We start from the raw sequence: 14,002 nt of genomic DNA, 5'->3' as shown, positions 1-14,002 counted from the left end.
GGTCGCGATCTTCATTTTTGATCAAAGCGCGGGAACGGCAGGAGTCTAGGCCGCCCGGCCCCGCCGCCGCCACCGGACCGGTCAGTAGGACTTGGGCAGCCCCAGGGAGTGCTGCGCGACGTAGTTCAGGATCATCTCGCGGCTGACCGGGGCGATGCGCATGAGCCGGACGACCCCCGCGAGCATCCCGACGCCGTACTCGGTGGTGAGGCCGTTGCCGCCGTGGGTCTGGATGGCCTGGTCGACGCAGTGGATCGCGGCCTCGGCGGTGGCGTACTTGGCCATGTTCGCGGCCTCGCCGGCGCCGGTGTCGTCGCCCTCGTCGTAGAGCCAGGCGGCCTTCTGCCCCATCAGCCGGGCCAGCTCCAGCTCGATCTTGGCGGCGGCGAGCGGGTGCGCGATGCCCTGGTGCGCGCCGATCGGCGTCCTGAACACCTGCCGGGACCCGGCGTAGCCGATCGCCTTGCCGAGCGCGAGGCGGCCGATCCCGGCGCCCATCGCGGCGGCCATGATGCGCTCGGGGTTGAGGCCCGCGAACAGCTGGAGGAGGCCGCCGTCCTCGTCGCCGACGAGCGCGTCGTAGGGCAGCCGGACGTCGTCGAGGTGGCAGACGAACTGCTTCTCCGGCGACACGATCTCCATGTCGATGGGGGTGAAGGTGAAGCCGGGCGCGGTGGTCGGGACGATGAACAGCGACGGCCGCAGGTTGCCCTTCTGGTCCTGCGTGCGGGAGACGAACAGCACGGCGTCCGACTCGTCCACGCCGGAGATGAACGTCTTCTGCCCGTTCAGCACCCACCCGTCGCCGTCGCGGCGCGCCGTGGTGGTGATGCGGTGCGCGTTGGAGCCGGCGTCGGGCTCGGTGATGGCGAACGCCATCTTCACCGAGCCGTCGGCGAAGCGCGGCAGCCAGTGCTTCTTCTGGTCCCCGGTGCCGGACCGGGCGATGATCGTCGCGCAGATCGCCGGGGACACGACCATGAGCAGCAGCGGGCAGCCCGCGGCGGCCAGCTCCTCGCACACGGCGGCGAGGTCGCCGATGCCCCCGCCTCCGCCGCCGTACTCCTCCGGCACGTTGACGCCCAGGTAGCCGAGCCGCCCGGCATCGGCCCACAGCTCGTCGGTCTTCTCCCCGGACCTGGCCTTCTCCACGTAGTAGGAGGAGCCGTACTTGCCGCCCAGTTCGGCGACCGCGGCGCGCAGGGCCCGCCGCTCCTCGGTCTCGACGAAGCTCATTCGGGGGTCCCTTCGATGACGGCGAGGACGGCGCCGGACTCGACCTGCTGCCCCGCGGTGACGTTCAGTTCGGCGACCGTCCCGGCGGACGGCGCGGCGATGCGGTGCTCCATCTTCATCGCCTCCAGGACGACGAGGGTCCGCCCTTCGGCGACCTCCGCGCCCGGCTCGGTCTCGACGCGGACGACGGTGCCGGGCATGGGGGCCAGGAGGGAGCCCGGGGCGATCCGCCCGCTCGGGTCGGCGAACCGCGGGACGGCGACGAGCGTGACCGGGCCGAGGCGGGAGTCGACGTGCACCGCGTCCCCGGCGGCGGTCACGGTGAAGGTCTCGCGGAGGCCGTCGTGGTCGAGGACGACGCCGTCCGGCGCGGCGGACAGCAGCGACGTTCCCGGGCACAGCTCGGAGGTCAGGCCGTTCCTGTCCAGCCGGTAGTCGACGTCCACCGGGCCGCCGGGCCCCTGGAACGTCCGGCGCTGCGGCTGGGACCGCACGTTGCGCCAGCCCGACGGGAGCCCGCCGAGCACCGCGGCGCCCGCCCGGCTCGCGGCCGCCTGCGCGAGCGCGGCCGCCAGCGCGCTGACCCGGACCGCCGCCTCGTCCGCCAGCGGCGCGGCCAGGGTGTCCAGGCCGACGCGGTCGAGGTATCCGGTGTCGGTGGCGCCGTCCAGGAAGCCCGGCTCCTCCAGGATCCGGACGAGCAGGTCGCGGTTGGTGGTGAGGCCGTGGATGCGGGCGCCGCGCAGCGCCGCCGCCAGCCGGCGCGCGGCGGCCGCCCGGGACGGCGCCCACGCGATCACCTTGGCGAGCATCGGGTCGTAGTGGACGCCGACCTCGGAGCCGCTCTCCACGCCGCTGTCCAGCCGCAGCCCGTACGCCGCCGGAACGGCGAACTCGGCGTCGGCATCCGGCACCTCGAAGGTGTGCAGCGTCCCGCTGGCGGGCCGCCAGTCCTGTGCGGGGTCCTCGGCGTAGAGGCGCACCTCGACGGCGTGGCCGCGCGGTTCCGGCGGCGCGGCCGGAAGGCGGGCGCCCTCGGCGACCTCGATCTGCAGCCGGACGAGGTCCACCCCGTACACGCACTCGGTGACCGGGTGCTCGACCTGGAGCCGGGTGTTGACCTCCAGGAAGTAGAAGCGGCCGTCGCGCGCCAGCATGAACTCGACCGTGCCCGCGCCGGCGTACCCGATGGCGCGGGCGGCGCTCGCCGCCGCCCCGCACAGCCGCGCGCGCAGCTCGGGGCCGACGGCAGGGGACGGCGCCTCCTCGATGATCTTCTGGTGGCGGCGCTGGATCGAGCACTCGCGCTCGCCGAGCGTCCAGACCGTCCCGTGCGCGTCGGCGAGGATCTGCACCTCGATGTGGCGGGCGTCCTCCAGCAGCGGCTCGCAGAACACGGTTGGGTCGCCGAACGCCGACTCCGCCTCCCGGCGCGCCCCCGCGACGGCGTCCCGCAGCTCCTCGGGCGTCCGGACGACGCGCATGCCGCGCCCGCCGCCGCCCGCGGACGCCTTGACCAGCAGCGGCAGGTCGGCGTCCCCGACCCGGGCGGGATCGATCTCGGGCAGCACCGGGACGTCGGCCGCGGCCATCAGCTTCTTCGCCTCGATCTTGGAACCCATCGCGGCGATCGCCTCGGGGGGCGGGCCGATCCAGGTCAGGCCGGCGTCGGCGACCGCCCGCGCGAAGTCCGCGTTCTCCGACAGGAACCCGTAGCCCGGGTGGACGGCGTCGGCCCCGGCGCGCTTCGCCACGGCGAGGAGCCGCTCCACCGACAGGTAGGTCTCCGCCGGGGACGCGCCGGGCAGCCGCCCGGCGACGTCCGCCTCCCGGACGTGCGGCGCGGCGGCGTCGGGGTCGGAGTGGACGGCGACCGTCCCGACGCCGAGGTCCCGGCAGGCCCGCAGGACGCGGCGGGCGATCTCGCCGCGGTTGGCGACCAGTACTCTGTTGATCATTGTTCGACACTCACATCCGGAAGACGCCGAAGCCCTCGGCGCCGCGCACGGGCGCGTTGTGGACGACGGACAGGCACAGGCCGAGGACGGTCCGGGTGTCGCGGGGGTCGATCACCCCGTCGTCGTAGAGCCGCCCGGACAGGAAGAACGGCAGCGACTCGGCCTCGATCTGCGCCTCGACCATCTCCCGCATCGCGCGGTCCTGGTCCTCGTCGTAGGCCTGCCCGCGCGCCTGCGTCGCCTGGCGCGCGACGATGGACAGCACTCCCGCGAGCTGCTGCGGCCCCATCACCGCCGACTTGGCGCTCGGCCACGAGAACAGGAACCGCGGGTCGTAGGCGCGGCCGCACATGCCGTAGTTGCCCGCCCCGTACGAGGCGCCCATGACGATCGAGATGTGCGGGACCCCGCTGTTGGCCACCGCGTTGATCATCAGCGCGCCGTGCTTGATGATCCCCGCCTGCTCGTACTCCCTGCCGACCATGTAGCCGGTCGTGTTGTGCAGGAAGAGCAGCGGGGTGTCGCTCTGGTTGGCGAGCTGGATGAACTGCGCCGCCTTCTGCGCCTCGTCCCCGAACAGGACGCCCTGGGCGTTGGCGAGGATCCCGATCGGGTAGCCGTGGACGCGCGTCCAGCCGGTGACCAGGCTCGTCCCGTACAGCGGCTTGAACTCGTCGAACCGCGACCCGTCGGCGATCCGCGCGATGACCTCGCGCGGATCGAAGGGGACCTTCAGGTCCTCGGGAACGATCCCGGCCAGCTCCTCGGCGTCGTACAGCGGTTCCTCGACCGGGCCCGGCGCGGGGCCGAGCCTGCGGTGGTTGAGGTTCGCGACGATCTGGCGCCCGAGGCGCAGCGCGTCCGCCTCGTCCGCGGCCATGTAGTCGGCGAGGCCGGAGGCGCGCGCGTGCATCTCGGCGCCGCCGAGCTCCTCGTCGCCCGCCTCCTCGCCGGTCGCCATCTTCACCAGCGGCGGCCCCCCGAGGAACACCTTCGCGCGCTCCTTGACCATGACGACGTGGTCGCACATGCCCGGAATGTAGGCGCCGCCCGCAGTGGAGTTGCCGAACACGAGCGCGATCGTGGGGATCCCCGCGGCCGACAGCCGGGTGAGGTCGCGGAACATGCGGCCGCCCGGGATGAAGATCTCCTTCTGCGTCGGCAGGTCAGCGCCGCCCGACTCGACCAGGTTGATGACGGGCAGCCGGTTCTCCAGCGCGATGTCGGACGCCCGGAAGCTCTTCTTCACCGTCCACGGGTTGCTGGACCCGCCCCGCACCGTCGGGTCGTTCGCCACGATCATGCACTCGACGCCCTCGACGACGCCGATGCCGGTGACGACGCTCGCGCCGACCGGGAAGTCGCTGCCCCACGCGGCGAGCGGGCTCAGTTCGAGGAACGGCGAATCCGGGTCGAGCAGCAGCTCGATCCGCTCGCGCGCCAGCAGCTTGCCGCGCCGGCGGTGCCGCTCGACGTACTTCTCGCCGCCTCCCTCCAGCGCCCTGGCGTGCTCGGCGTCCAGGGCCGCCAGCTTCTCCAGCATGGCCGCGCGGCGCTCCCGGTACTCCGGGCTCCGCGTGTCCAGCGTGCTCCTCAGGGTCACAGGACTGCCTCCGGGATGTCGACGAGGCGGGACCGCAGCCACTCCCCCAGGGCCTTGCCCTGCGGGTCGAACCGGGTCGAGGCGGACACACCCTCCTGCAGCAGCCCTTCGATCACGAAGTTCACCGCACGGAGGTTCGGCAGGACATGCCGGCGGACGGTGTGCTCGCGGGTCTCCGGCAGCAGCTCGCGAAGCCTTTCGGTGGTCAGGAAGGGCTCCAGCCAGTGCCACTGCGCGGCGGTCCGGGCCCACACGCCGATGTTGGCGTCCCCGCCCTTGTCCCCGCTCCGCGCCCCGGCGACACGGCCGAGCGGTGCGCGAACGGCGGCGCCCGGCGGAACTCCCCCGGCAGGTGGAGACTCGCCGGGGGTGTCGAGTTCGCATACGAGAGGCGCGGCCGGGATGGTCACGCGCTCGCCCTCGTGGGTCACCGCGACGTGCTCGACGGCCTCGTTCGGGACGTAAGCGGGCGTGTAGACGCCGTAGGGGCCGCCCTTCCCCGGCGGGGAGGTCATGGTGAAGCCCGGATAGCCGGCGAGGGCGAGTTCCACGACGGCGCCGCTGAACGCGCGGCCGACCTTCTCCGGGTCCGGGTCGAGGACGGCGCAGCGGAGCAGGGCGGTGGCCTCCCCCTGCGTGGCCGGGTCCGGCCGGGGGGCGCCGATGAGCGTCCATTCGACGCGGGACGGCCGGGCGTCCGCGAAGGCTGCCTCCAGCTGCGCCTTCGCAAGCTCCGCCTTGGCCTCGATGTCCAGTCCGGTGAGAACGAAGGTCATCTCGTTGCGGTGGCCGCCGAGGTGGTTCAGGCACACCTTGGTGGTCGGCGGCGGCGGGAGGCCCCGGACGCCGCTGATCCGCACCCGGTCGGGCCCGTCCTGCGCCAGGGCGATCGTGTCGAACCGCGTCGTCACGTCGGGTCCGGCGTAGGACGGCGCGCCGATCTCGTACAGGAGCTGGGCCGTCACGGTCTCGGCCGTTACGGCGCCGCCCGTTCCGTCGTGCTTGGTGATCACGCTGGACCCGTCGGCACGGATCTCGGCGATCGGAAAGCCCGGCGCCTTTACATTGTAGATTTCTTGGAAGAAGGCGTAGTTGCCGCCGGTCGCCTGCGCGCCGCACTCGAGGACGTGCCCGGCGACCGTCGCGCCCGCGAGCGCGTCCCAGTCGTCGCGCGCCCAGCCGAAGTGCGCGGCGGCGGGGCCCACGACCAGGGAAGCATCGGTGACGCGGCCGGTCACCACCACGTCCGCACCGGCCCGCAGGCACTCGGCGATCCCCCAGGCGCCCAGGTAGGCGTTGGCGGTGAGCGGCCCTCCGCGGCGGCCGTCGGCCAGGCCGAGCTCCTTCGCCCTGGGCAGCAGGTCGTCGCCCTCCACGTGGGCGATCCGCACGTCGATCCCGAGCCGGGCGGCCAGCTCGCGCAGCCGGTCCGCCAGCCCCCGCGGGTTGAGCCCGCCGGCGTTCGCGACGATCGCGGTGCCGCGCTCCGCGGCCAGGCCGAGGGACTCCTCCATCTGCCGCAGGAACGTCGCGGCGTACCCGGCGTCCGGGTCCTTCATCCTCCCGCGCCCGAGGATCAGCATCGTCAGCTCGGCGAGGTAGTCGCCGGTGAGGACGTCCAGCGGCCCGCCCTCCAGCATCTCCCGCACCGCGGAGAAGCGGTCGCCGTAGAAGCCCGAGGCGTTACCGACCCGCAGCGGTTGGCTCATGGCCAGAACCCTGCCAGCCCGCCTCTAAAAAATCAATCGTGCATGATTGTTTCTTCGCCTGATCGTTTGGTTGACTGGAGGGCCACCGACTTCGAGGACCTCATGACCGCCCAGGCAGTCCCCCGCGAACCGCAGCAGGACCGCAGCCGCGCCACGCGGCGGCGCCTCCTGGAGGCCGCCATCGGCTGCCTGGCCTCCGTTGGCTGGGCGGGCACGACGGTGGCGGTGGTCGCCGAGCGAGCGGGCGTCTCCCGGGGCGCCGCCCAGCACCATTTCCGCACGCGCGAGGAACTGGTGACGGCGGCGGTCGAGTACGGCTCGGACGTGCGGATGGCGCAGATGCGCGAACGCCTGGACGCGCTCGCCGACCGCCGCCCCTCCACCCTGGACGTCGTCACGCTGCTCGGCGAGATGTACACGACCCCGCTCTTCCGTGCCGCGCTCCAGCTGTGGGTCGCGGCCAGTTCGGACGAGCAGCTCCGCGCACAGGTCGTCCCCCTGGAGGCGCGGGTCGGGCGCGAGGCCCACCGCCTCACCGTGGAGGCCCTGGGCGCGGACGAGTCGGTACCCGGTGTCCGGGAAACGGTCCAGGCGACGCTCGACCTGGTCCGCGGTCTGGGACTGGCCGATCTCCTCACCGACGACTCGGCACGCCGCGCCCGTCTGCTCGGCCAGTGGGCCGCCACGCTCGACCGGGCGCTCGGCCGCTGATCCGCCCCCTCCCCGAAGTCAGGGGGTGATCTCCCGCAGGGGGTCGCCTCCGTCGATGAAGACGCGGCCGCCGGGACCGAGGACCGCGGCGATGCGCCGCAGGGCGTCGCGGCCGGCTCGGGGATGGCGGCCGTCGAGCGCCCCCACCCGGACGGCGAAGACGAGGTCGAAGGGTGCTTCGCCGGCGTCGAGCGTGAAATCCTCGACGGCGGCCTGCCGGACGCTCATCCGCCCTGCAAGGATCTCTCCGGCCGAGGCCGCCTCCGCCTGGGCGACCGCCCTGGGCGAGCGGTCGATCGCGACGATGTGCCCGCCGTCGAGGCGGGCGGCGACGGCACGCGCGGCCGCGCCCGGTCCGCATCCGATCTCCAGCACCCTCATGCCGGCCGCGAGCGGCAACGCGTCCACGATCTCGGCAAGCCGGGGTGAGAGCGACGCCATCCACCGAGCCTAGCCATCGGCCTCAGGCGACATGTGCCCGATGCGGTTTCTCCCCCGTTCGGGCAGAACACCCGCCGCTACGGCCTCGCCGACGAGTCCCGGGCGAGGAGGCTCGGCTACAGCACGCCGGAGATCAGCAAGCGTCCGGCGAGGCCCGGCCTGCCGGCGAAGGCACGGCAGGCCGCCTGGGGAGAGGGCCCCGCCAGACTTCACGGGCGTGACGTGCCAGACGGCGGGTGCGTGGCCGAAGCGGCCCGGACGCTCCGCTCCGCGCCCAGACGAGCGGGAATCTCGCCGATCGGCTCGCTCACGACCCTGGAGATGTCGGCGAAGGACCGCCGCGTCGGCGCCGCGTTCGCGCGGTGGAGCGCCTGTATGAAGCGCGCCGGCCGCTTCTACGCGAATCCGAGAGATGCCACCCGTGACCGGCGCTTCCTGGACAGACCCGAACACCGGGTCGGCCCTCTTGAGACGGCGACGGCCGTGGCCGATGTGCACTGCGAACGCGAGGTGCGCCTCGTGGACGTCTGGGCCGGCGTGGAGGCCGCTCACCAGAAACGCGCCATCGCGCGGAACAGGCCGGCGCTCGACGCCGAGCGCCAAGCCCGCGACGCACCCCTGAAGAAGGCCACCGAGGTGCCGGCTCGCCCGGGACGATAAGGAACCGCGGAAATGAGAAAGGCCCCGCCGTGACGGCGGGGCCTTTCTGCAATATGTGTCCGGCGGTGTCCTACTCTCCCACACGGTCTCCCATGCAGTACCATCGGCGCTGAAGGGCTTAACTTCCGGGTTCGGGATGGGACCGGGTGTTTCCCCCTCGCCAAAACCACCGAACGTCTTAACGCACCACCCCCCACAAAACCAAGGGGGCGTGCAAATCCACGTCCGAACCATTCGGCTCAGAATTCACTTATCAAAACAGCGGTCACCCAGTTGTTTCCTGGGAACCACACAGGGACGCGAACATCGTCTCGCAGCGACTCACTCTGAACGTTCAGTGTGTTCAAGCCACTCGGCCTATTAGTACCGGTCGACTCCACACGTTACCGCGCTTCCATCTCCGGCCTATCAACCCGGTCGTCTACCGGGGGCCTTACACCCACAAAGGGGTGGGAGAACTCATCTCGAGGAAGGCTTCCCGCTTAGATGCTTTCAGCGGTTATCCCGACCGAACGTAGCCAACCAGCCGTGCCCCTGGCGGGACAACTGGCACACCAGAGGTTCGTCCGTCCCGGTCCTCTCGTACTAGGGACAGACCCTCACAATTCTCCTACGCGCACAGCGGATAGGGACCGAACTGTCTCGCGACGTTCTAAACCCAGCTCGCGTGCCGCTTTAATGGGCGAACAGCCCAACCCTTGGGACCTACTCCAGCCCCAGGATGCGACGAGCCGACATCGAGGTGCCAAACCATCCCGTCGATATGGACTCTTGGGGAAGATCAGCCTGTTATCCCCGGGGTACCTTTTAGCCGTTGAGCGACACCACTTCCACACGTAGGTGCCGGATCACTAGGCCCTGCTTTCGCACCTGCTCGACACGTCCGTCTCACAGTCAAGCTCCCTTGTGCCCTTGCACTCGCCACCTGATTGCCAACCAGGCTGAGGGAACCTTTGGGCGCCTCCGTTACATTTTGGGAGGCAACCGCCCCAGTTAAACTACCCACCAGGCACTGTCCCCCACCCGGATACACGGGTGCGGGTTAGACGCTCAAAACGACCAGAGTGGTATTTCACCAACGACTCCACCCAGACTGGCGTCTGAGCTTCACAGTCTCCCACCTATCCTACACAAGACGCTCCAAGCGCCAATGCCAAGCTATAGTGAAGGTCCCGGGGTCTTTCCGTCCTGCTGCGCGAAACGAGCATCTTTACTCGTACTGCAATTTCGCCGGGCCTGTGGTTGAGACAGCGGGGAAGTCGTTACGCCATTCGTGCAGGTCGGAACTTACCCGACAAGGAATTTCGCTACCTTAGGATGGTTATAGTTACCACCGCCGTTTACCGGCGCTTAGATTCTCAGCTTCGAAGGAACAAGTCCCCCTAACCGGTCCTCTTAACGTTCCGGCACCGGGCAGGCGTCAGTCCGTATACAGCGTCTTACGACTTCGCACGGACCTGTGTTTTTAGTAAACAGTCGCTTCCCCCTGGCCTCTGCGACCCCACCCAGCTCAGGCAGCAAGTGCCATCACCGAGCGAGGTCCCCCTTCTCCCAAAGTTACGGGGGCAATTTGCCGAGTTCCTTAACCACAGTTCACCCGATCGCCTTGGTATTCTCTACCTGACCACCTGAGTCGGTTTGGGGTACGGGCCGCCGGTACACTCGCTAGAGGCTTTTCTCGGCAGCATGGGATCACTCACTTCACCTAAAACGGCTCGGCATCAGCTCTCAGGATACGCGAGAGACGGATTTACCTGTCTCTCTCCCTACAGCCTTACCCCGGGACAACCATCGCCCGGGCTGAGCTACCCTCCTGCGTCACCCCATCACTCACCTACTACCCCCTCGGGTCCCACGCTCCCCATCCAACAGGCCCGAAGGCCTCAAGAATGGTTCGGGTGGTTAGCATCAGAGGATTCAGCGTTGGCGCATACCAGCGGGTACGGGAATATCAACCCGTTGTCCATCGACTACGCCTGTCGGCCTCGCCTTAGGTCCCGACTTACCCTGGGCGGATTAGCCTGCCCCAGGAACCCTTGGTCATCCGGCGCACACGTTTCTCACGTGTGATTCGCTACTCATGCCTGCATTCTCACTCCCGCACCCTCCACCCCTGGGTCACCCCGAGGCTTCACCGGATACAGGACGCTCCCCTACCCATCAACACTTACGTGTCAATGCCACGGCTTCGGCGGTGTGCTTGAGCCCCGCTACATTGTCGGCGCGGAATCACTTGACCAGTGAGCTATTACGCACTCTTTCAAGGGTGGCTGCTTCTAAGCCAACCTCCTGGTTGTCACAGCAACTCCACATCCTTTCCCACTTAGCACACGCTTAGGGGCCTTAGCCGATGATCTGGGCTGTTTCCCTCTCGACTACGAAGCTTATCCCCCGCAGTCTCACTGCCGCGCTCTCACTTACCGGCATTCGGAGTTTGGCTGACGTCAGTAACCTGGTAGGGCCCATCAGCCATCCAGTAGCTCTACCTCCGGCAAGAAACACGCGACGCTGCACCTAAATGCATTTCGGGGAGAACCAGCTATCACGGAGTTTGATTGGCCTTTCACCCCTAACCACAGGTCATCCCCCAGGTTTTCAACCCTGGTGGGTTCGGGCCTCCACACCGTCTTACCGGCGCTTCACCCTGCCCATGGCTAGATCACTCCGCTTCGGGTCTACAGCATGCGACTAAAAACGCCCTATTCAGACTCGCTTTCGCTACGGCTACCCGCCACCGGTTAACCTCGCCACACACCATAACTCGCAGGCTCATTCTTCAAAAGGCACGCCATCACCAACAGAAACCCCGAAAGGTAACTGAGGAGGCTCTGACGGCTTGTAGGCACACGGTTTCAGGTACTATTTCACGACCCCTCACCGGGGCACTTTTCACCTTTCCCTCACGGTACTGGTCCGCTATCGGTCATCAGGAAGTATTCAGCCTTACCACGTGGTCGTGGCAGATTCACACGGGATTTCACGGGCCCCGTGCTACTCGGGAACACACCCAGAAGCCACTGAAATTTCGTCTACCGGACTCTCACCGTCTACGGTCGGCCATCCCAAGCCATTCGACTATCCCAGCGGTTTATAACTCCTCGGCCCAGCGGCAGCTGGACCAGGGTGGTCCCACAACCCCGCACACGCAACGCCTGCCGGCTATCACACGCGCACGGTTTAGGCTCCTCCGCTTTCGCTCACCACTACTCACGGAATCACTATTGTTTTCTCTTCCTGCGGGTACTGAGATGTTTCACTTCCCCGCGTTCCCACCAACCTGCCTATACATTCAGCAGGCGGCGACACCCCATGACGGGTGCCAGGTTTCCCCATTCGGAAATCCCCGGATCAAAGTCTGGTTGCCGACTCCCCGAGGCATATCGCAGGCTCCCACGTCCTTCATCGGCTCCTGATGCCAAGGCATCCACCGTATGCCCTTAAAAACTTGAACACACAAAACGATCAGAACAAATCGCAGATAAACAACAAGACCAACCCGAAGACACCCTCCCGAAGAAGGGTCCCTTCAAAGCGGCTCTCATCGTTCACCAGAGATGCTCGCGTCCACTGTGCAGTTCTCAAAAAACAACCGGGCCCACCAAAACCACACCACCTTCCGGTGATGCGGTCCTGGTCCCGCAGTCCGAGGTCACCCGGGCTCGCGCCCGTTCCCTCAGGACTCAACAGCGTGTCCAACCCCCCGCCTGCCTGAAACCGCCGTTCCCCTTCCTCCAGCCGAAGCCGCAGGACGGTACTTGCCGGCTCACACACGCGGTGAGCTGAGTAGCCAGTGCTCCACATCTATGAGCAGCCACCTGACAGACATTCGCTGTCAACGGCAGCCACCGACCACGATCCCTCTTGCGAGGCGATCCCGGCCAGTTGGTGCTCCTTAGAAAGGAGGTGATCCAGCCGCACCTTCCGGTACGGCTACCTTGTTACGACTTCGTCCCAATCGCCGGCCCCACCTTCGACCGCTCCCCCCACACAAGGTGGTTGGGCCACGGGCTTCGGGTGTTGCCGACTTTCGTGACGTGACGGGCGGTGTGTACAAGGCCCGGGAACGTATTCACCGCAGCGTTGCTGATCTGCGATTACTAGCGACTCCGACTTCACGAAGTCGAGTTGCAGACTTCGATCCGAACTGAGACCGGCTTTAAGGGATTCGCTCCACCTCACGGTATCGCAGCCCTCTGTACCGGCCATTGTAGCATGTTTGCAGCCCAAGACATAAGGGGCATGATGACTTGACGTCATCCCCACCTTCCTCCGAGTTGACCCCGGCGGTCTCCCATGAGTCCCCACCCGAAGTGCTGGCAACATGGAACGAGGGTTGCGCTCGTTGCGGGACTTAACCCAACATCTCACGACACGAGCTGACGACAGCCATGCACCACCTGTCACCGGCCCAAAAGGACCCACCATCTCTGATGGTTTTCCGGCGATGTCAAGCCTTGGTAAGGTTCTTCGCGTTGCGTCGAATTAAGCAACATGCTCCGCCGCTTGTGCGGGCCCCCGTCAATTCCTTTGAGTTTTAGCCTTGCGGCCGTACTCCCCAGGCGGGGCGCTTAATGCGTTAGCTGCGGCGCGGAATCCGTGGAAGGACCCCACACCTAGCGCCCAACGTTTACGGCGTGGACTACCAGGGTATCTAATCCTGTTCGCTCCCCACGCTTTCGCTCCTCAGCGTCAGTACAGGCCCAGAGAACCGCCTTCGCCACCGGTGTTCCTCCCGATATCTGCGCATTTCACCGCTACACCGGGAATTCCATTCTCCCCTACCTGCCTCTAGTCTGCCCGTATCCACCGCAGACCCACGGTTAAGCCGTGGGCTTTCACGACAGACGCGACAAACCGCCTACGAGCTCTTTACGCCCAATAATTCCGGACAACGCTTGCGCCCTACGTATTACCGCGGCTGCTGGCACGTAGTTAGCCGGCGCTTCTTCTGCAGGTACCGTCACGTTAGCTTCGTCCCTGCTGAAAGAGGTTTACAACCCGAAGGCCGTCATCCCTCACGCGGCGTCGCTGCGTCAGGCTTCCGCCCATTGCGCAATATTCCCCACTGCTGCCTCCCGTAGGAGTCTGGGCCGTGTCTCAGTCCCAGTGTGACCGGTCGCCCTCTCAGGCCGGTTACCCGTCGTCGCCTTGGTAGGCCATCACCCCACCAACAAGCTGATAGGCCGCGAGCCCATCCCCAACCGAAAAACTTTCCACCACACGATCATGCGACCAGTGGTCATATCCGGTATTAGACCCAGTTTCCCGGGCTTATCCCAGAGTCAGGGGCAGGTTGCTCACGTGTTACTCACCCGTTCGCCGCTCGAGTACCCCCGAAGGGGCCTTTCCGCTCGACTTGCATGTGTTAAGCACGCCGCCAGCGTTCGTCCTGAGCCAGGATCAAACTCTCCATCAAGGTCCAACGACCAACCAGGGGGCGAACCCCAGCCGGCCAAACCTCAGGAAACAATCCCGGCATCACCATCCCCAAGGGGATGGCATTGCCTCAAAGAAATCCCCACCACCCCACAAAGTGGAGCGGCACGGGGCGACCCGGCCAAAACATGGCCGAGCCGATAAAGGCACTGGCTTTTAACACGCTGTTGAGTTCTCAAGAAACGGACACCCACCGCGCCGGACCCGCTCTCGCGGTCCCCGGCTCCGGGGCAACCCCTCCAGCTTAC

The 14,002-nt window shown here is 67.4% G+C and carries 7 protein-coding genes and 3 rRNA genes; 2 read left to right on the top strand and 8 right to left on the bottom strand.

Going from position 1 to position 14,002, the window contains the following annotated elements; translation table 11 throughout:
• Nucleotides 1–81 precede the first annotated feature (81 nt).
• The 4 genes from BKA00_RS06975 to BKA00_RS06960 are packed head-to-tail and all read right to left on the bottom strand — an operon-like array spanning nucleotide 82 to nucleotide 6,506.
• A complete protein-coding gene (locus BKA00_RS06975; RefSeq protein WP_185024138.1) occupies nucleotides 82–1,236 on the bottom strand; it encodes an acyl-CoA dehydrogenase family protein in 1,155 nt (384 codons plus the stop codon).
• On the bottom strand, nucleotides 1,233–3,194 hold the full coding sequence (locus tag BKA00_RS06970; protein ID WP_185024137.1) for an acetyl/propionyl/methylcrotonyl-CoA carboxylase subunit alpha: 1,962 nt from the start codon (nucleotides 3,192–3,194) through the stop codon (nucleotides 1,233–1,235). The genes BKA00_RS06975 and BKA00_RS06970 overlap by 4 nt, the downstream gene beginning before the upstream one ends.
• Before the next feature lie 10 nt (nucleotides 3,195–3,204).
• Nucleotides 3,205–4,737 (bottom strand): acyl-CoA carboxylase subunit beta, encoded by a 1,533-nt coding sequence (locus tag BKA00_RS06965; protein ID WP_230299073.1) that lies wholly within the window; start codon nucleotides 4,735–4,737, stop codon nucleotides 3,205–3,207.
• Nucleotides 4,738–4,793: 56 nt separating this feature from the next.
• A complete protein-coding gene (locus BKA00_RS06960; RefSeq protein ID WP_185024135.1) occupies nucleotides 4,794–6,506 on the bottom strand; it encodes an acyclic terpene utilization AtuA family protein in 1,713 nt (570 codons plus the stop codon).
• Nucleotides 6,507–6,608: 102 nt separating this feature from the next.
• Here BKA00_RS06960 and BKA00_RS06955 point away from each other — a divergent pair, with 102 nt between their 5' ends.
• A complete protein-coding gene (locus BKA00_RS06955; protein WP_185024134.1) occupies nucleotides 6,609–7,217 on the top strand; it encodes a TetR/AcrR family transcriptional regulator in 609 nt (202 codons plus the stop codon).
• Nucleotides 7,218–7,235: 18 nt separating this feature from the next.
• Here the strand turns inward: BKA00_RS06955 and BKA00_RS06950 are convergent, their stop codons facing one another.
• Complete coding sequence (locus tag BKA00_RS06950) at nucleotides 7,236–7,658, bottom strand: SAM-dependent methyltransferase (RefSeq protein ID WP_185024133.1); 423 nt, start codon at nucleotides 7,656–7,658, stop codon at nucleotides 7,236–7,238.
• A gap of 240 nt (nucleotides 7,659–7,898) precedes the next feature.
• Between BKA00_RS06950 and BKA00_RS06945 the strand changes: the two genes are divergently transcribed.
• Complete coding sequence (locus BKA00_RS06945; RefSeq protein ID WP_185024132.1) at nucleotides 7,899–8,318, top strand: hypothetical protein; 420 nt, start codon at nucleotides 7,899–7,901, stop codon at nucleotides 8,316–8,318.
• Between the two features lie 57 nt (nucleotides 8,319–8,375).
• On the opposite strand, the gene rrf is transcribed toward BKA00_RS06945, so the two are convergent.
• From rrf to BKA00_RS06930, 3 genes are all read right to left on the bottom strand, one after another.
• Nucleotides 8,376–8,492 (bottom strand): 5S ribosomal RNA (gene rrf / locus BKA00_RS06940).
• 165 nt (nucleotides 8,493–8,657) lie between these two features.
• Nucleotides 8,658–11,769, bottom strand: a 23S ribosomal RNA gene (locus tag BKA00_RS06935).
• Between the two features lie 445 nt (nucleotides 11,770–12,214).
• Nucleotides 12,215–13,734, bottom strand: a 16S ribosomal RNA gene (locus BKA00_RS06930).
• The 16S, 23S and 5S rRNA genes sit together here, the layout of an rRNA operon.
• Nucleotides 13,735–14,002: the final 268 nt, after the last annotated feature.

The sequence above is a fragment of the Actinomadura coerulea genome (assembly GCF_014208105.1).
Classification (GTDB): domain Bacteria; phylum Actinomycetota; class Actinomycetes; order Streptosporangiales; family Streptosporangiaceae; genus Spirillospora; species Spirillospora coerulea.
The sequence above is the reverse complement of the archived record's forward strand: the minus strand, read 5'-3'. Positions and strand labels throughout refer to the sequence as shown.